This window comes from Mycobacterium sp. (assembly GCF_965229105.1).
Lineage (GTDB): Bacteria > Actinomycetota > Actinomycetes > Mycobacteriales > Mycobacteriaceae > Mycobacterium.
This window is the reverse complement of sequence record NZ_OZ245858.1, coordinates 2,552,537-2,569,490: the sequence shown is the minus strand read 5'-3', so window position 1 is coordinate 2,569,490 and position 16,954 is coordinate 2,552,537. Positions and strand designations below refer to the sequence as shown.

Here is a 16,954-nt window from a genome sequence, read left to right as displayed (position 1 = left end):
TGTTCCGTCACAGAGTGACGAGGCGACTCAGGTTGCCGCCCATGATCTTTGCTTGATCTTCCAGGGCGAGGTGCTCGAGTGCGGTGACGTAATGGGTCGGCTCCGCGAGGCCCTCTGGGTGCGGCCAGTCAGAGCCGTAGAGCACCTGCTCGACGCCGATCAGGTTGATCAGGTCGTCGATGCCCTCTTCGTAGAACGGGCTGACGTAGATACGGTTCTTGATCTCTTCGATCGGGTTGCCCAGGAAGGCTTCTGGTGCCTTCTTCCAGACCTCGGCCATCGAGTCCAGTAGCGGGAACATCCACTTCGAACCCGCCTCGACGATGCCCACCTTCAGCGTCGGGAACCGGAACAGCGCGCCATGGATCACCCAGGACGCGACCGCATCCTGGATCGGGCGCCACTCGTTGAGAATGCCCATCGCGTTGGTCTGGAAGGGCAGCATCTCCTGGGCGCCGCCGTCCCACTCGGAGGTGTAGCGGGAGTAACCGCTGTCACTGGAATGCATCCCCACGAAGATGTCGTACTCGACGCACTTCTGCCAGAACGGATCGAATTCCGGCAGCGCGAAGGACCGCGGTCCGCGGAAGCCGGGCACGGGCGCCGGGCGGATCAGGATGGCGCGGGCACCGCGCTTGACCGCCCACTCCAACTCCTCGATCGCCTTCTCGACGATGGGCAGGGTGATCACCGGGGTGGTGAAGATCCGGTTCTTGTAGTTGAAGCCCCAGACCTCGTGCAGCCATTCGTTGAGCGCATGGACGATGACGTGGATGGCGATCGGGTCGTCGGACAGACGCTCCTCGATCAGGCTGGCCAGGGTCGGGAACATCAGCGATCGGTCGATGCCCAGTTCGGTCATCTTCTCCAGGCGCGGACCGGGCTCGAAGAAGGCGGGGATCGCCCTCATCGGCTCGCCGAACAGCTCACGCTTGCTCTTGCCGTCCGGGTTGCCGAACTTGAAGTACTCCTCCCAGGCGCCTGGCTTGGCGACGACCGAGAAGGTGGGGTTGGGGATGTAGTTGCTGATCTGCCCCTTCAGGGCGATCTTCGTCCGGCCGTTGATCTCGACGTATTGGACGACATCTTTGTATTCCTTGGGCAGGAACTTCGTCAGCGCCTCTGGCGGCTCGTAGAGATGGTTATCCGCGTCGAAAAGTGGAAACGGGATATCGACCCTGTGGGAAAGCTGTCCCATGGAATTCTCCTTTGCAGTTAGTGAGAATCATATTCTCACACCGCTGTGGAGGCAATGGGTACGACTACCGAATGCCCTCGGAGCTCGTCGTTGGCGGACACCAACCCCGTTCGGATACCGCTCACGCGGCTCGACCGGCGTCTGCCGCGAGGACCTGGGTTCCGGAGTGGTTGGATCGACACGCATCTCGCCGCGGAACGGCCGTGGCGGGCGAACTATTCTCTTTTTTGAGAATCTCAATACCGAGTCGGGAGAACGCATTCATGGTCGAACTGGAGCTGGACAGTGGCGGCGTCGAGGGCCTTGCCGTCATCACGATCGACCGTCCCGCTGCCCGTAACGCGATTGCGCCGGAAACCATGGATCAGTTGGAGGATGCGCTGCAGCGGGCGCACGGCGCTTTGGCCCTGGTCATCCGCGGCGGCGGGGACCGTGCCTTCGTCTCCGGCGGCGACCTCAAGGAACTCGCCAAGCTGCGCACGCTCGACGAGGCGTCGGCGATGGCGAATCGGATGCGATCGATCTGCGATCAGATCGCCGGTTTCCCGGCACCGGTTATCGCGGCGCTGAATGGCCACGCGCTCGGCGGCGGCGCCGAGGTTGCGGTCTCGGCCGATATCCGCATCGCAGCCGATGACATCAGGATCGGCTTCAACCAGGTCACGCTGGCGATCATGCCCGCCTGGGGTGGGGCCGAACGCCTTGCCGCGCTTGTCGGACCGGGTCGGGCGCTACTCCTCGCCGGCGCGGGCACCATCCTGGATGCGGCCGCGGCCGAACGCGTCGGGCTGGTCGATCAGGTGCTGCCCCGAGCCTCCTTCGAGGAGGGCTGGCGCGCAATCGCCAGATCGCTGACCAACCGGCCTGCCACGTCGATCAAACGAGTCATCAGGGGCGCCACACCCGCCGAGGCTGTCAGCGCGTTCGCTGACCTCTGGGTTGATGACGAGCACTGGGCTGCGGCAGACCGGGTGTTGAAACGCTAGCCGTGTCCGGCGGCATACAGGTGCACCAGGCCGGAGGCCACCGCGAACCGCGGACCGTGCACGCCATCGATATTCGCCCGGCCCACCGCGACGGGGATCGAACGCAGCGACTCGCCGACGGTGCGCATGAGTTCATCGTCAAGCGCACCTCCGCCGGCCAGCACCAGCGCCGCAGGTGGTTCCTCGAAGGCCCGCATACACCGGGTGATGTTCGCCGCGACCGTTTCCTGTTTGATTGCCAGTCGCAGGCTGCGCCATTCCTCGGCGGCCAGCTTGTAGGAAAACGGCACCAGGCCTGCCCCGCCGCGCGTGCACAACCGGCCGATCGCGTCAGCCGGGGCAGGGCTGTCCAGGAACAGTCGACGGCCGTCCTCCTCATGCGCGACGTGGGGGCCCTCCACCCGCAGCGCCGGCGACCGCTTCACCCGTTCCGCCAGCGCTCGTGGGATACCGAGGACCTGCGCCACCGCCGTGGTGATCGCCTCCCCTGCACCGGCAGCGATCACCGTGTGGCGTGGGCCGATCAAATCGATTGTGCCCCCGCCGATATCGCACACCACGGCCTCCGGAGGCAATCCTGGCGTGGTTCGCGCCCCGACTGCCGCAGCCTCCGGTTCGCTGGCGAGTGTCTCGGTGGGACGGCCGGTCAACGCCTGCAGAGTCGCGGCTGCGTCGGCGGCATGCTCGGCGGCCAGCAGCGCGACGACAGTGCCGCGGGTGTCGGCCACGCCGCGCCGCAGCCACGCACCGTTATCGATCGACGACAGGTCAGTGAAGAACGCGTCGTCCACTGCGATGCCGTGCTTGGCCGTGGGAACTGAACGCAGCCGGACCGCCACCACATTGCCGGGTGCTTGGCCACGCAGCACGCTGTGTGCCTGCGCGGGTGAGTAGCGCCGTAACTGCCCGTCGACCGTGCAATCGACATAGTCGTCATCGACCGCGGGAGGATCAGGGCGTCCGGTGCGGCGGGCCACGGCGATCGCCGGGGAATCCGCCAGCTCGCGGGTGAACTCGGCAACATGCCGAATCTGCTCGTGCCCGAGTTCCAGAGCGACGCACAGCGCTATCGGGTCCGCCATCGCGCGGTAGGCGCGGCCCTCGGCAACGACCTCCACCGCAACCAACGCCCCCGCCGCCAGACCAGCCAGCTCCACCTCGTCGACAACCGGCACATCGATGGATATCCGGTTGCGGATCAGCACCGCATCGTCCTCGGCAGCGATCACCCCGACGACGTGCCAGCCGCGGTCAACCGCGGCGTTGATCTCACGCGCCGCCACTTCGAAATCGGTGCTGGAATCAACGGAAATGATTGCCGGACCGTCGAAGACGTCGCCGTCAAGGGAGCTCAACGGCGCGTGCCTGCCGACTCCCGAGCCCGTTCCGGCCGGCGTGCTGGCGTCGGGCCTGCGCAGACTTCGCACCGGCGATCGGGGCGACGACGGCGGTGGCAGCGGCGCCGTCGCCGTATCCACCGGGCGAAGAGCGGACAACAACAAGCGGTCGGCCATCACACCGACATCGACTTCGATCTTCTGCAGCAGCGCGGCAGCGCCTTCCAGCGATTCCGTGGAGCCCTTGCGACCACGCGTCGGAGCCTGACCCTGGGCGATCGGTTCGACGGGAGCCGCGGGGGTTCCTGGCGCGATGCGAGCGAGGACGATCTCGGTGGTGTGGTTGCCGATATCGATGCCAGCGACAACAATCCCGCTGCTCACCGCAATAGGCCTCGCCTGGCGTAGACCTCGGCCGCCTGGCTCACCAACTCTGCACATCGCGACGCGCCGCGCGCCTCCAGCGACACCCGCAGCGCCTCCAACTGCTCGGCAGAAGAGCGGTGTGGACGCAGTGCTTCGTAGAGGTTCATCACCTCTTCGTCATCGATGCTGGTGAGTTCTGCTGCACGCCGGAAGTTTTCGGCAAGCTGCGGATTCCCGCCGGCTTCGGCGACGGCGGCTTGATGAGCCAGTGTCTGCGGGTCCATCCGAAGATCCGCTAGCTGTAGTTTGCCATCGACCGCAGCTTGGACGGTGAACTTTTCGTCGTTCATCGCCGCGTCACCTCCACCGTGATAGGGGCCTGGCCGGGTTCGCAACAGTCCCGTTCGAGTGCGACCAGCGCAACTGCCCGCGCGTGGTACCGCGCGGAGATCGATTCATCGGTACCGCCGGTGAGAATCGGGACGGGGGCCATTCCCTTGGCATGCCGCGCCGCGTTCCTGCCCAGCTCGCGGTAGTTCTTGGCAGTCAACAGCGGGGCGACGCTGAACAGCTCGAGGTTGGCCAGCGGAGCCAGATCCCGGCGGTGAATGAGTGCGGTTCCCTTGCCCTGCAACCCGATTCCGATCCCGGACCCGGACAATCGGGCCGCGGTCAATCCGATCATCCCGACGTCGATGGTCGAGCGAACACGTACCAGTCGCGGCACACACCCTTCCTCCTCCAGACCGGCCGAGAGTTGGCGCAACACTTCACCCACGGTGAGTCCGCACAGGCTCAGCCAGACCGTGCGGCCGAACGCCGGCGAGAGCCCGATGCAAACCTCCCGGGGATCACTGCCTTGGCGGGCGGGCTCGACATCGGCGAGGACGATGTGGTCCCGATGCTCGGCTTGATCGGCGGTCAGTTCTGCGGTGGTCCGTTCCTGGCGAATGCCGTCGATCTCGGCGCGCCGAGCATCGGTCAGCGCGTAGCCACTACCCGGGCCCGCGTAATCGTTCGGATCTGTCAGTTTGGACAGCACCTGCATGTTCTCGTCGAAAATCGCCGAGGTCTGCAGCTGATCACCGCGCAACCGCTCACGGGTCAACACCATGATGGCCTCGGCTTCTGAATCGAACCCCGTTCGCTTCAGCGATGCGATCACGTCGAACACGGTGAGCTGCTTGGCCTCGATGGCGGTAGCCGCCTCTGCGACGGCCTTCGGGTCACCGGCCGGTAGGTCACGCGACCCATTGGCCACCACAGCCGCGTCGACCCGGTCGTCACCGAAGTCGGCAAGACCGAGATCGCGGTAGACCGCCTGTACCGCGGTCGCCGCGCGCCGGCGCACCCTCGCCTGATGCTCGACGGAGACAGTGCGCAGGCCACCATCGACTCCCCAGTCACGTTGCAACACAAGGAAATCGTCCATGTCGTCGGAATTGAAGTTCGACAGGGCGAAGGCATTGTCATAACGCGGGATCGATCCGAAACCCGAGAAGACGAAGTCTGCGCCTGCAAGCAACACCGGCAATGTGTGCGCGCTGCGGCGGATATCGGATTCGGAGATCAGGTTGTCATTGCCTGCGCAGGATTCCAGGTCGCGCATCATCACCATCAAGTTCTCGGCAAGCAGCTCCTTCATACCTTCCGGTACCGACGCCACCACACCGACACCGTCGATACCGCCGTTCTGCACACCCTGTGATCCCAAAGCTCGGGCCAGCGACACACACCGGGATTCCAGGTAGAGGATGGAGCACTGCTCGGCCGCGCCCATCAGCACCTCGGCGCCACCCCCACTGGTCACCCGCATCTTCAGTCCGCGCGAGGCGTAGGCAGAGGTGAGGATCGCTTTGGAGAACGGGGTGTCATCCCCGTCGATGAAGACTTGTTCGGTGCCATAGATCGAGATGGTCTCGGCGTAGCTGGTCAGGCCGCGGAGCCCGAGACGTAACTCCATCGCCTCCTCGATGGAGCATTGGGCCATCGCTCCTGGGACTCCCACTTGGCTGCCGATCAACAGCGCGACCGCATTGGACGGCGCATCGCCAAGCACCGGGACGGTCGTCTCGACCTCCCGGAAACCGTAGGCGACGGCGCTGGCCGCGTCGGCGGCGATCAACAGCGGATCGTCGAGCTGATTGGTGACGTGCGCCTGGTTACTCGGCGTCTTCCTGGCGCGTAGCTTGCTCATCGCCATCTGCATCTCGACGGGCGTGAGCAGTGCCACGACGCGGGCCAGCTTGGCCGGCGTGGTCCCACCGATCAGGCGCACCACTTCGGCCCGTGGCACGTTGACGTCGACGGCCATCCTGGCCAGCGTCCTGTCCTCGAGCGCCATGGCTTCTTGTGCAGATTCGAGATCCAGGCCGTACAGCGCGATGAACTCGTCGATCACGTCGAAGTCCGCCGCCGCTTTACCGTCGAGCTCGACGACCTGCTTGCCATCGGGGGTATCCCGGATGACCAGTGAAGGCTCGGGATCATGAGGACTGTGCATCGCGACCAACCCGAGGCCCGGGTTGACGACGCTGAAGCCGTCCAGGTTCACCGGTTTGGCGTCGAGAACCCGCATCCGCCCCAGATCGAGATCTCGTTCGTACGTGTCCTCGCCCTTGTCGACGTGATCCACCGGGCCGGCCCTCCTCAGTACTGGAGCCGGCGACCCAGTGGTCCTGGGTCGCCGGCCTTCATCCTCTCACCGCACGGCGGTGCTGGAGCTACTCAATCCCTGACAACTAGTCCGTCACAACTAGTCCCTGACAACTAGTCCCTCACAACTAGTCCCTTACAACGTTGTCCTCGTACACGATACGACCGATCATCTCGTAACGCCGGGTGTCCTTGAACTTGAAGTACGTGGCCATCGCCGCGCCGAATAGGAACAGTCCCAACACAATCCACGGCGTGAGCGTGAACAGCAGGGTCCCGGATGCGGTACCTGCGGCTGCGTCCTTGTGCTCCCACAGCAGATAGACCACATAGAGCATGCCAAGACCACCGAGCAGCGGGGCGAGGAACGTCTTGAACCAGTGCGCGCTGACCGGATGGTTCTTGTGGAAATGGAAATAGCTGATCACCGAGAACGCGCACAGCGCCTGCACGATCAGAATCGCCATGGTACCGAGAATGGCCAGCAACGTGTACATGTGCACGTAGGGATCCATCCCCGCGGCCAGGAACGCCAGGATGATCACCAGGGTGATCCCGGTCTGCACGAAAGATGCGATATGGGGCGAGCCGTGCTTGGGATGTGTTGCGCCGATGCTCTTCTGAAGCCCGACAGACAAGCCCTCGCGGCCAAGCGCGTACAGGTAACGCGACGCGCAGTTGTGGAACGCCATCCCGCAGGCAAAGGATCCGGTGACCAGCAGGAAATTGAACATCGTGATCGCCCACTCGCCGAAGTATCCCCGCACCGGCCCGAAGAAGATCTCCGAGGAGGTGCTGGGGTCCTGTGCGAGCGCGACGGCCTCCTGCGGACCGGTGCCGGCGATCGCCATCCATGAGACGAACACGTAGAAGATGCCCACTCCGAGAACGCTGAGCATCGTGGCCCGAGGGATGATCTTCTTGGGCTCACGCGACTCCTCGCCGTACATGGCGGTGGATTCGAAACCAACCCAGGACCAGAAGGCGAAGAACAGCCCAAGGCCCGCGCTCGCCCCTGCGATGGCCGCCGGTTGGAAAGCGCCTGCAGGATTGAGGGTTTCAGCGACGGCGAAGCCCTGAGGTCCGCCGCCGTGGAACAGCACCGCCAGGGCACCGAGTGACAGCATGGCGATCTCGGTGACCAGGAATACCCCGAGCACCTTGGCGGTCAAGTTCACGTCGAAGTACGTCAGGATCGTGTTGAGCACCAGCATCAGCAGCGCGGGGACGATCCAGTGGATGCTGACGTCGAATTGGGTCTTCATCAGGTTCTGGAAGAAGAACGAGAAGATCCCGATCAGTGACGCCTCGAAAACGACGTAGGCCATCGTGATCAGCAGCCCGCTGGCCATGCCGACGATCCGACCCAAGCCGTGAGAGATGTAGCCATAGAACGCACCCGTGGTGGTGATGTGCTTGGCCATCGTGGCGTAGCCGATGGCGAACAGCCCCAGTACGACCGTCGCGACGATGTACCCCGCCGGGGCGTGTGAACCGTTTCCGAACCCAACCGCAATCGGAACATTGCCGACCATTGCGGTGATCGGCGCTGCCGTTGCCACCGCCATGAAGATCACGCCGACGGTGCCGACGGCGTTGCGCTTCAGGTGCTGGACACCCCCACCTGCATTTTCCTCGCGTGATATCGCTTGTTCTGTCATCTACCGACGAACCTTCCTGACTGTGAGAGGGGATCGTTGTGGCCTGGGCCACACGTCGACCGGTTCGTATATTGGCATCGCGGATCGAGATCCGCAAGACCCATTTCAGACCGTTGACATAAATGGTCCACCCATTTATGTTGGGCGGGTCGCGGTGCGGCGAATCCGAACAGAGGGGCCGAATGTACGACTACGGCACGTTCTCGTTCGATTCCAAGGCAGATGTCTTGGAGCGGGCGAAGACGTTCTGGAATCCGGACAAGACACAGTTCTGGTCCGATGAAGGCGTCGATCTGGTGATCGATCGCCGAGAAGGTTACTTCCTATGGGACATGGCGGGGCGACGCCTCATCGACATGCATCTCAACGGTGGAACCTACAACCTCGGTCATCGCAATCCCGAAGTGATGCAGGCACTTACCGATGGCATGGCGCATTTCGACATCGGCAACCACCACTTTCCCTCGGTGGCACGCACGGCGTTGGCTCAACGGCTCGTCGAGACAGCCCCCGCGTCGATCAGCAAGGTCGCCTTCGGCTCCGGCGGCGGCGAGGCCATCGATATCGCGCTCAAAAGCGCCCGCCACGCCACCCAGCGCCGCAAGATCGTCTCGATCGTCAAGGCCTATCACGGCCACACCGGTTTGGCGGTGGCCACCGGCGACGATCGATTTGCCAAGCTCTTCCTGTCCGACCGGCCCGACGAGTTCAGCCAGGTGCTCTTCGGTGACATCGCCGCGATGGAAAAAGCGTTGTCCGGCAACGATGTAGCTGCGGTCATCATGGAGACGATCCCGGCAACCTACGGCTTCCCGTTGCCGCCGATGGGATACCTGGAAGCAGTCAAGGACCTGACCGTGCGCTACGGCGCCCTGTACATCGCCGATGAGGTGCAGACCGGCTTGATGCGCACCGGTGAGCTGTGGGCAATCACCAAACACGGTATCGAGCCGGACATCATCGTCAGCGGTAAAGGGCTATCCGGGGGGATGTACCCCATTTCGGCCGTACTGCTTTCCGACCGAGCCGCCCAATGGCTGAACCAGGACGGGTTTGGCCACATCTCGACATTCGGTGGCGCCGAACTCGGTTGTGTCGCCGCTCTGAAGACCCTCGAGATCTCCACCCGGCCCGAAGTTCGGTCAATGGTGCATTACATCTCCGACCTTTTTGGTGCAGGCATGCGCCGCATCCAGAGCGACTACCCGGACTGGTTCATCGGCATCCGACAGAACGGCGTGGTGTTCGGGTTGGAGTTCAATCATCCAGAAGGCGCCAAGTATGTGATGCGCGAACTCTACGAAAACGGGGTGTGGGCGATCTTCTCCACCCTGGATCCCCGAGTGCTGCAGTTCAAACCGGGCATCCTGCTCGGCCGCGACCTGTGCGAGGACGTGCTGGATCGGCTCGAGGTCGCTATCGGCCGTGCCCACATCGTCGCCACCCAACGGAGCCGATCATGACAACCATTCCGCACGCCGGTCATGTGCTCGAGCGCGCCCGCTGGGCGGCCAGGGCTTATGCCGACTACGACGCGGCCGCGGTATCCGCCATCGTCACCGCGGTGGCCGATGCTGCCTACGTCGAGTCTGAACGCTTCGCCAGCGAGGCGGTCGCTGAGACCGGGATGGGTGTCGTAGCCGACAAGGTCATCAAGAACCGCGCCTGTTCACGCGGAATCCTCGACTATTACCGCGGTGAGGATTTCGTCTCGCCACGCGTGGACAACACCCGTCGGATAGTGGAGATTCCGCGCCCCGCCGGCGTGGTGTTGGCCTTGACCCCGACCACAAACCCGGTGTCCACGGTGTACTTCAAAGTGATCCTCGCTCTGATGACCCGCAATGCGGTGGTGGTGGCTCCGCATCCGCGCGCCAAGATCTGCTCGGCGCAGGCCGCCCGGATGCTGGCCGAGGTCGCGGTGAACGCGGGTGCACCAGACGGCATTGTGCAGGTGATCGACGAGCCGGCCATCCCGCTCGTGGAGGCCCTGATGGCCGACGAGCGCACCGACGTGATCGTGGCAACCGGTGGTACCGGCGTGGTGCGGGCCGCCTATTCGTCGGGTAACCCGGCGCTCGGCGTCGGGCCGGGTAACGTACCGGTCCTTGTCGACTCGACCGCCGATATCGCGGCCGCAGCCCGCCGCATCGTCGACAGCAAGGCCTTCGACAATTCACTGTTGTGCACCAACGAATCGGTGCTGATCGCCGAGGAGTCCATCGCGGCCTCGTTATGCTCGGCGATGACCCGCCATGGCGCCCATATTCTCGATGCCGATGGGGCGCGCAGGCTTAGCGCGTTCATGTTCGCCGATGGCCACCTCAACACCGATGTCGTCGGTCGTGACGCCGCCTGGATCGCCGGCCAAGCCGGCATTCGGGTGACTCCCAAGACCCGGGTGCTGGTCGCACCCTTCGAACACGTCATCGCCGAAGAGATGCTGGCACACGAGAAGCTCTCGCCGGTACTCGGTATGACCACGGTCGCCGACACTGCCAGGGGCATCCGCGCGGCGCGGGCCGTCGTCCGCATCGGCGGCGCGGGGCACTCCGCCGCAATACACAGCGAGAACCCATCGGTGATAACCGATTTCGCTGCCCAGGTGCCGGTGCTTCGGGTTTCGGTCAACGTCGGCAACAGCACGGGAAGCTCCGGTCTGGAGACCAACCTGGCACCATCGATGACGATCGGTACCGGATTCATCGGACGCAGCTCCATCGGCGAGAACCTACAGCCGCAGCACCTGCTGAATTGGGCACGGATCGCCTACAACAGCGACCCTGCCGTGGTGATGCCGAGTTTCGCGGGTATATCGCCGTGGCAGGCGCCCGTGGCCCCGGTGCCCGAATACCCGCGGGCCTCCAATGACCCGATGGCTGGGCCTGCATCGCAGCGCAGCACCAACGTCGGCCATGGTCGGGCGTTGGGACCGGACGTCGACGCGTTGCGCGCCGAGCTGCGCGCGCTGGTCGTCGAAGAGCTCGCACAATTGATCAAGAGGTGAGTCGTGGCTGAACTGCGTTCTTTCATTTTCATCGACCGGCTCCAGCCGCAAACGATGTCCTACCTGGGTACCTGGACCCGCGGTGTGTTGCCCCGGGCCGATGTGGCGGCCCAAATCATCGAGGTGGCACCAGGACTCGATATCGAAGGCATCACCGATGTCGCGCTCAAACATGCTGACGTCCAGGCCGGTGTCCTTGTCGTCGAGCGTCAATTCGGCTACCTGGAATTCCACGGGGAGACGGGCTCGGTCAAGGCCGCCGCCGAGGCCGCCCTCGATGAACTGGGCGGCGATCGCAGCTCCGCTGTTCGCCCCACCATCCTCGCCGCCAGGATCATTTCCAGCATTGACAAGCAGCATGCATTTCTGGTCAACCGCAACAAGATCGGCTCGATGGTGCTGGCCGGGGAATCGCTGTACGTCCTGGAGGTCCAGCCTGCGTCGTACGCCATCCTGGCCACCAACGAGGCCGAGAAGGCGGCCGATATCAAGGTTGTCGACTTTCGAATGATGGGTGCCACCGGCCGGGTCTATTTATCGGGGACCGAGGCTGACGTCCGCCAAGCCGCTGCCGCCGCCGAAGACGCGTTGGCCAGGAGTTCGTCGTGACCGACCCACTGCGCAATCCACTGCCGATCGACCGCGCGCAACTGCGCCTGTTGGTCAGGGAGGTGTTGCGAGACGCACTGCCCGACCTGGCATCGGCCAAGCCCCGGCCTGCCCCACCGCCGAAGTCGCAGCCCGCTCCCCCGGCCGATCCGATCGGCATCACTCCCACCGGCCCGCTGGCCGCCGGCCAGAAGAATCGGACCGACACCGTCCGCATCTCCAACGACCGCGACCTGCAGGACTTCATCCGAAAGCTGTTGGCACTGTTTGACAATCCCAAGAACCGCGCCGACCTGCGGGCCGGGCGACTGACCTACCAACTCCTGGAGCCAGGTCGACCCGGTAGCGCGACGACCCATCGGTTCGACAACGGTGCGGTCACCGAGCGCCAGATCGCTGATCTGGCGGCGACCGGCGGGGTTCTCGTCCTCGGCCGCAAGGCTGTGCTCACACCGTTGGCCAGGGAAAAGGCCAGGGCACTGGGCCTCACCATCGAGAAAGAACGCACATGATCTCAGCAACCGTCACCGGCCACGTTTGGTCGACCCGCCGCATCGACGGGTTGCCCGCAGGCGCCCTCCTTGAGGTCGAAGTGGACGGATCAGCCGGATCCCGTCTCATCGCCTTCGACGTGCTCGGTAGTGGGCTTGGCGAGCGGGTGCTGGTGGCGCAGGGCTCGGTGGCCGCGAACTGGTTCGTCGGCACCCCGCCACCGATCGACGCGCTCATCATCGGATCCATCGACGCCGATATCAACGGATAACTCAGCGATCAACTGGTGCCAACAGAACAAGCACCGCAACACCTAAGGAGAAAAACCATGTCCAGCAACGCTATCGGAATGATCGAGACCAAGGGTTACGTCGCCGCACTCGCGGCCGCAGACGCAATGGTGAAAGCCGCCAACGTCACCATCACCGACCGTCAGCAGGTCGGCGACGGTCTGGTTGCCGTCATCGTCACCGGTGAGGTCGGTGCCGTCAAGGCCGCTACCGAAGCCGGCGCCGAATCCGCCGCACAGGTCGGTGAACTGGTCAGCGTGCACGTCATCCCCCGCCCGCACAGCGAACTCGGCGCGCACTTCTCCGTGTCCGATAAGTAATCTCGACCCGTCATGACGTCAACCGACACCCACCCGAGTGCGGGGACACGCACCGATATTCGGGTGTACCTCCTGGTGGAGGACCTGCAACAGCAGTTCGCCGCCTACCTCGGTACACCCACCCGGGCCCGCGGCTACCCGCCCTACGCCGGCGATCACGCACTGATCGTCGAAGTATCCCCCGCCTTGGCGATCGAACGAGTCATCGACCTCGCGCTGCGGGAAGTGCCAGGGATCCAACCCGGAATCCTCTACGTCGAACGGCAATTCGGTGTACTGGAAATTCACTCGGACAACCTCGCCGACGTACAGCGCGCCGGGAATGCGATCCTGACGGGCACCGGCAACGAGGCATCGGGGCAGCTCCGACCGCAGGTGCTCTACCACGACATCATCGAAGACATCACCGATCAGCACGCGGTCATCCTCAACCGCAACCGGCAGGCGTCGATGATCTTGCCCGGCCAGGCGCTGCTCGTCTATGAGATGACACCCGCACTGTTCGCGGCGGTAGCCGCCAACGAAGCAGAACGGGTGGCGCCGGGTCTGACGATGGTGGATGTCCAGATGATCGGCGCAGCGGGCCGGCTCTACATCGCCGGCACCATCGACGATGTGACCAGCGCGCGGGATCGGATCACCGAGGTGCTGGCCGGGATAGTAGGGCGCGATCACTGATGGCCGACTCCGACAACGCAATTGCCGATGACATCACCGTCGCGCAACGAGCGCTCGCCGAGTACAATCTGCCCCCGGATTCCGGTCTGAATCTACTCAACCTTTCGGAGAACGCCACATACGCGGTCACCGATTCGGCTACCGGCACCCGATCCATCCTGCGCGTGCACCGGCAGAACTATCACCGGGAACACGAGATCGAGTCCGAACTCGCCTGGCTCGACGCGCTGCGGCACGAGAGCGATATCACGGTGCCGACCGTGCTACCCGCCCGCGACGGGCGACAGGTGGTGACGGTAGATGTGGACGGAATCCGGCGCCACATCGTGCATTTCGAGATGGTAGCCGGGACGGAGCCCGACGAGGCGACGGTGACCGGCAAGGACTTCCATACCCTCGGCCAGATCACTGCTGCGCTACACCATCATTCGCAGAACTGGGCACGCCCGCCGGAGTTCGGCCGATTCTCCTGGGACTGGGAGCACAGCCTCGGAAGCCAGCCCCGCTGGGGCCGATGGCAGGACGCGGTGGGTATCGGTGAGCACGAGCACACTCTGCTCGACCGCGCCGCGCAGCTACTCGAACAACGGCTGATCTCCTATGGTTCCGGGCCGCAGCGGTTCGGACTCGTGCATGCCGACCTTCGCCTGGCCAACCTGCTCACAGACGGCACGGCCATCACCGTCATCGACTTCGACGACTGCGGATTCGGCTGGTACTTCTATGATTTCGGTACCGCGGTGTCCTTCATCGAACATGATCCGGCGTTGCCCGAATGGCAGGAGTCGTGGGTGAACGGCTACCGCAGCGTCAAACCGATGGACGCAGAAGACGAAGACATGCTGGCCTCGTTCGTGCTGCTCCGCAGGCTGCTGTTGCTGGCCTGGATGGGAACACACAGCCATTCCAAGGAATCTCGCACCAAAGCCATCACCTACGCCGAGGGCAGCTGCGTCATCGCCGAGCGCTATCTGGCATCAAACGGCCACAGCTTGTAACTCAACAGCTCGTACCGACCTGCTTGTCCCAACTGAAGGACTCAACTATGTTCACCTCGCTTCAGGGCCGCTCCGCGGTCGTCACCGGCGGCAGCAAGGGTATCGGCCGGGGTATCGCCGAAGTCTTTGCAGCAGCCGGTGTCAACGTCCTGGTGACCGCCCGCAACCAGGGTGATATCGACACCACCGTCGCCGACCTCGCCGGGCATCCCGGGCGGGTCAGCGGGCTACGCGCAGATGTGACCGATCCCGAGGACTGCCGCCGTGTCGTCGGCACCGCCGTTGAGCGGCACGGAGGTTTGGACATCGTGTGCGCCAACGCCGGTGTCTTCCCCTCCGCCCGGCTCGAGGACCTCACACCAGCAGATATCGACGACGTGCTGGCTGTGAACTTCAAGGGCACGGTGTTCATCGTGCAGGCCGCGCTGCCGGCACTGACTGTCAGCGGCCACGGCAGGGTGATCATCACGTCCTCGATCACCGGTCCGATCACCGGTTACCCCGGTTGGTCGCATTACGGGGCTAGTAAGGCCGCCCAGCTCGGATTCCTCCGTACCGCCGCGATTGAGTTGGCGCCGAAGAAGATCACGATGAACGCGGTACTGCCCGGCAATATCATCACCGAAGGTCTGGTCGAGATGGGCCAGGAGTACATGGACCACATGGCAGCGGCAGTACCTGCCGGGCGTCTTGGTGGGGTCGGCGACATCGGAAACGCGGCGCTGTTCTTCGCCACTGATGAGGCGGCGTACATCACCGGTCAATCCCTGGTCGTCGACGGCGGCCAGATTCTTCCTGAATCGCATCAGGCGCTCGCCGCGCTGTAATCTCCCTACAATTGGGTGTACCAAATCGCGGGCAGGAGGGGTGTGGCGACGCCAAGTGAAGAGCTGCGACGCAGAATTGTCGCCGATATCAACGCCGGTGTCCCCGGGGCGAAACTCGGCAGCGAACGCGATCTTGCTGAGCACTACAACACCAGTCGCTCCAGCCTGCGTCAGGTGCTCGCAGCGTTAGAGGAGGCCGGCCTGGTGCACCGGGTGATCGGCCGATCCGGCGGCATCTTCATCAGCCATGTTCAGGTACAGCGCAGCCTGTCCGATGTCGTCGGTGTCCCTGCATTTCTGGTCAATCAGGGGTACGTGGCCGGAACCCGGGTGCTATCCACCAAGATCACCGCGCCGGACCGGACATCGCAGAAAGCCCTGCGGCTCGGCGCCAACAGCTTCGTCGTCGAAATCCAGCGTGTCCGCCTCGCCGACGGGTCGCCGATCTCGCTGGAGCTCGCACAGTTTCCCGCCGACGCATTTCCGGGACTGCTGGAGCAGCCGCTCAGCGGATCGATCTATGAAATCCTCGAAAATCGTTACGGCTTGGTCACTTCCCAAGCCGAAGAGCGAATCGAGGCGGTCAATGCGACTGCCGACGAGGCTGCATTACTGGGTATCAAAGCGAAATCGGCGCTGCTGTTGATCACCCGCATCACCTACGACCAGCACGGCACTCCGTGCGAATTCTCTCGGGACCTGTTCCGCGGTGACCGCACCCGACTCGCCGTCACTGTTCAAGGCCGCGGAGTGGGAATCCAGTCACCCGCGGGAACGGCTTCGATTGCCCTGCACAGTGAGAGCACCCAGACTGCGAGTTGACGAGGTGGCCGCTAGCCCGCCCGCCAATCGTCGTCGGGCAGCCGCTCGCCCTCAAGGATGGCCAGCCATTTCTGGGCGAACTGCACAGTCTCCTCATGACCGGCCACCATGCCGAGCATCTGCTCCTGCACCAGCACCTGGGTGGCGCCGGTCATCAGCACCATCAACACCGTTGGCGGATATTCATCGAACGGAATGTCATAGCGTTCGATCGCACTCGTGAGCGCCTTGATCTGCTCGAGGCGAAACATCTCCGCGTAGCGGGCGATCTCGGTCCGTAGCACCTTCCGATGGTTCGCCAGCGCGATGAACTCCATCGTCATCGCGGTACCCGCAGCGTCGGTACTGAGTTCCCAGATGGCCCAGAGCGGCTGTCGCGCCTTCAGCGCACGCTGGTGGTACCGCAGCATCTGCTCGGCACCGCGCCGGAACAGTTCCAAGAACAAGTCATCCATGGTGCGGAAGTAGTAATGCACGAGCTGGGGCTTGAGGCCTGCCGACTCGGCCACCCGGCGAGAGGTCACCGCTGCGTAGCCCTCGTCGCGCATCAACTGCTCGGCCGCGTTCAGCAACACCGTGCGGTTCTTCGCGTCAGGCGCCCCGAGCCTGCGAGGTGCCGCCATCGTGTCCTCTCCGTTTCCGTGCCTTGGGCCCTGATCTCGAACTGACATGTTATCGCCGCGTCGAGTTTCCTTGACCGTGCGCTAG

The 16,954-nt window shown here is 64.0% G+C and carries 17 protein-coding genes; 11 read left to right on the top strand and 6 right to left on the bottom strand.

Features of this window, described 5'->3' with window-relative positions; genetic code table 11:
- Positions 1-7: 7 nt before the first annotated feature.
- A complete protein-coding gene (locus ADBZ9O_RS12335; protein ID WP_526531556.1) occupies positions 8-1,198 on the bottom strand; it encodes an amidohydrolase family protein in 1,191 nt (396 codons plus the stop codon).
- A 263-nt stretch (positions 1,199-1,461) separates the two neighbouring features.
- On the opposite strand from ADBZ9O_RS12335, the gene ADBZ9O_RS12330 reads away from it, so the two are divergent.
- Positions 1,462-2,184: an enoyl-CoA hydratase/isomerase family protein gene (locus ADBZ9O_RS12330; RefSeq protein WP_526531554.1), complete on the top strand. Its 723-nt coding sequence runs from the start codon at positions 1,462-1,464 to the stop codon at positions 2,182-2,184.
- Here the strand turns inward: ADBZ9O_RS12330 and ADBZ9O_RS12325 are convergent.
- From ADBZ9O_RS12325 to ADBZ9O_RS12310, 4 genes are all read right to left on the bottom strand, one after another.
- A complete protein-coding gene (locus ADBZ9O_RS12325) occupies positions 2,181-3,962 on the bottom strand; it encodes a diol dehydratase reactivase ATPase-like domain-containing protein (protein ID WP_526531552.1) in 1,782 nt (593 codons plus the stop codon). The two genes, ADBZ9O_RS12330 and ADBZ9O_RS12325, sit on opposite strands and share 4 nt — an antisense overlap.
- Positions 3,902-4,237: a diol dehydratase small subunit gene (locus ADBZ9O_RS12320; protein ID WP_526531550.1), complete on the bottom strand. Its 336-nt coding sequence runs from the start codon at positions 4,235-4,237 to the stop codon at positions 3,902-3,904. The genes ADBZ9O_RS12325 and ADBZ9O_RS12320 overlap by 61 nt, the downstream gene beginning before the upstream one ends.
- Positions 4,234-6,465 carry a propanediol/glycerol family dehydratase large subunit gene (locus tag ADBZ9O_RS12315; protein ID WP_526533104.1) on the bottom strand — a complete coding sequence of 744 codons (2,232 nt, stop codon included), beginning with the start codon at positions 6,463-6,465 and terminating at the stop codon, positions 4,234-4,236. The genes ADBZ9O_RS12320 and ADBZ9O_RS12315 overlap by 4 nt, the downstream gene beginning before the upstream one ends.
- A 205-nt stretch (positions 6,466-6,670) precedes the next feature.
- Positions 6,671-8,203, bottom strand: coding sequence for an amino acid permease (locus tag ADBZ9O_RS12310; RefSeq protein WP_526531548.1), 1,533 nt, complete (start codon positions 8,201-8,203; stop codon positions 6,671-6,673).
- A 182-nt stretch (positions 8,204-8,385) separates the two neighbouring features.
- On the opposite strand from ADBZ9O_RS12310, the gene ADBZ9O_RS12305 reads away from it, so the two are divergent.
- From ADBZ9O_RS12305 to ADBZ9O_RS12260, 10 genes are read left to right on the top strand one after another with little or no spacing between them, the layout of a single operon-like run.
- A complete protein-coding gene (locus tag ADBZ9O_RS12305) occupies positions 8,386-9,666 on the top strand; it encodes a class-III pyridoxal-phosphate-dependent aminotransferase (RefSeq protein ID WP_526531546.1) in 1,281 nt (426 codons plus the stop codon).
- A complete protein-coding gene (locus tag ADBZ9O_RS12300) occupies positions 9,663-11,210 on the top strand; it encodes an aldehyde dehydrogenase family protein (protein ID WP_526531544.1) in 1,548 nt (515 codons plus the stop codon). The genes ADBZ9O_RS12305 and ADBZ9O_RS12300 overlap by 4 nt, the downstream gene beginning before the upstream one ends.
- Positions 11,211-11,213: 3 nt before the next feature.
- Positions 11,214-11,819 carry a BMC domain-containing protein gene (locus ADBZ9O_RS12295; protein WP_526531542.1) on the top strand — a complete coding sequence of 202 codons (606 nt, stop codon included), beginning with the start codon at positions 11,214-11,216 and terminating at the stop codon, positions 11,817-11,819.
- Between the two features lie 20 nt (positions 11,820-11,839).
- The gene (locus ADBZ9O_RS12290) at positions 11,840-12,331 is read left to right on the top strand and encodes a hypothetical protein (protein ID WP_526533102.1); all 492 of its coding nucleotides are present in this window, start codon (positions 11,840-11,842) and stop codon (positions 12,329-12,331) included.
- Positions 12,328-12,582, top strand: coding sequence for a EutN/CcmL family microcompartment protein (locus ADBZ9O_RS12285; RefSeq protein WP_526531540.1), 255 nt, complete (start codon positions 12,328-12,330; stop codon positions 12,580-12,582). The genes ADBZ9O_RS12290 and ADBZ9O_RS12285 overlap by 4 nt, the downstream gene beginning before the upstream one ends.
- Positions 12,583-12,639: 57 nt before the next feature.
- Positions 12,640-12,921 carry a BMC domain-containing protein gene (locus tag ADBZ9O_RS12280; RefSeq protein WP_526531538.1) on the top strand — a complete coding sequence of 94 codons (282 nt, stop codon included), beginning with the start codon at positions 12,640-12,642 and terminating at the stop codon, positions 12,919-12,921.
- Positions 12,922-12,933: 12 nt separating this feature from the next.
- The gene (locus ADBZ9O_RS12275) at positions 12,934-13,599 is read left to right on the top strand and encodes a microcompartment protein (RefSeq protein WP_526531536.1); all 666 of its coding nucleotides are present in this window, start codon (positions 12,934-12,936) and stop codon (positions 13,597-13,599) included.
- The gene (locus ADBZ9O_RS12270) at positions 13,599-14,597 is read left to right on the top strand and encodes a phosphotransferase enzyme family protein (protein WP_526531534.1); all 999 of its coding nucleotides are present in this window, start codon (positions 13,599-13,601) and stop codon (positions 14,595-14,597) included. Before ADBZ9O_RS12275 ends, ADBZ9O_RS12270 begins: the two co-directional genes overlap by 1 nt.
- A 47-nt stretch (positions 14,598-14,644) precedes the next feature.
- Positions 14,645-15,424 carry a 3-oxoacyl-ACP reductase FabG gene (gene fabG / locus ADBZ9O_RS12265; protein ID WP_526531532.1) on the top strand — a complete coding sequence of 260 codons (780 nt, stop codon included), beginning with the start codon at positions 14,645-14,647 and terminating at the stop codon, positions 15,422-15,424.
- Between the two features lie 42 nt (positions 15,425-15,466).
- The gene (locus ADBZ9O_RS12260) at positions 15,467-16,246 is read left to right on the top strand and encodes a GntR family transcriptional regulator (protein WP_526531530.1); all 780 of its coding nucleotides are present in this window, start codon (positions 15,467-15,469) and stop codon (positions 16,244-16,246) included.
- An 11-nt stretch (positions 16,247-16,257) separates the two neighbouring features.
- Here the strand turns inward: ADBZ9O_RS12260 and ADBZ9O_RS12255 are convergent, their stop codons facing one another.
- On the bottom strand, positions 16,258-16,869 hold the full coding sequence (locus ADBZ9O_RS12255; RefSeq protein ID WP_526531528.1) for a TetR/AcrR family transcriptional regulator: 612 nt from the start codon (positions 16,867-16,869) through the stop codon (positions 16,258-16,260).
- Positions 16,870-16,954 lie beyond the last annotated feature (85 nt).

Excerpts from the sequence above, each read along its gene's own strand:
- ADBZ9O_RS12335 (WP_526531556.1), bottom strand. The coding sequence starts at position 1,198 with ATGGGACAGCTTTCCCACAGGGTCGATATCCCGTTTCCACTTTTCGAC.
- ADBZ9O_RS12305 (WP_526531546.1), top strand. The coding sequence starts at position 8,386 with ATGTACGACTACGGCACGTTCTCGTTCGATTCCAAGGCAGATGTCTTG.
- fabG (WP_526531532.1), top strand. The coding sequence starts at position 14,645 with ATGTTCACCTCGCTTCAGGGCCGCTCCGCGGTCGTCACCGGCGGCAGC.
- ADBZ9O_RS12325 (WP_526531552.1), bottom strand. The coding sequence starts at position 3,962 with ATGTGCAGAGTTGGTGAGCCAGGCGGCCGAGGTCTACGCCAGGCGAGG.
- ADBZ9O_RS12330 (WP_526531554.1), top strand. The coding sequence starts at position 1,462 with ATGGTCGAACTGGAGCTGGACAGTGGCGGCGTCGAGGGCCTTGCCGTC.
- ADBZ9O_RS12280 (WP_526531538.1), top strand. The coding sequence starts at position 12,640 with ATGTCCAGCAACGCTATCGGAATGATCGAGACCAAGGGTTACGTCGCC.
- ADBZ9O_RS12285 (WP_526531540.1), top strand. The coding sequence starts at position 12,328 with ATGATCTCAGCAACCGTCACCGGCCACGTTTGGTCGACCCGCCGCATC.
- ADBZ9O_RS12270 (WP_526531534.1), top strand. The coding sequence starts at position 13,599 with ATGGCCGACTCCGACAACGCAATTGCCGATGACATCACCGTCGCGCAA.
- ADBZ9O_RS12255 (WP_526531528.1), bottom strand. The coding sequence starts at position 16,869 with ATGGCGGCACCTCGCAGGCTCGGGGCGCCTGACGCGAAGAACCGCACG.
- ADBZ9O_RS12320 (WP_526531550.1), bottom strand. The coding sequence starts at position 4,237 with ATGAACGACGAAAAGTTCACCGTCCAAGCTGCGGTCGATGGCAAACTA.
- ADBZ9O_RS12275 (WP_526531536.1), top strand. The coding sequence starts at position 12,934 with ATGACGTCAACCGACACCCACCCGAGTGCGGGGACACGCACCGATATT.
- ADBZ9O_RS12315 (WP_526533104.1), bottom strand. The coding sequence starts at position 6,465 with ATGCGGGTTCTCGACGCCAAACCGGTGAACCTGGACGGCTTCAGCGTC.
- ADBZ9O_RS12310 (WP_526531548.1), bottom strand. The coding sequence starts at position 8,203 with ATGACAGAACAAGCGATATCACGCGAGGAAAATGCAGGTGGGGGTGTC.
- ADBZ9O_RS12300 (WP_526531544.1), top strand. The coding sequence starts at position 9,663 with ATGACAACCATTCCGCACGCCGGTCATGTGCTCGAGCGCGCCCGCTGG.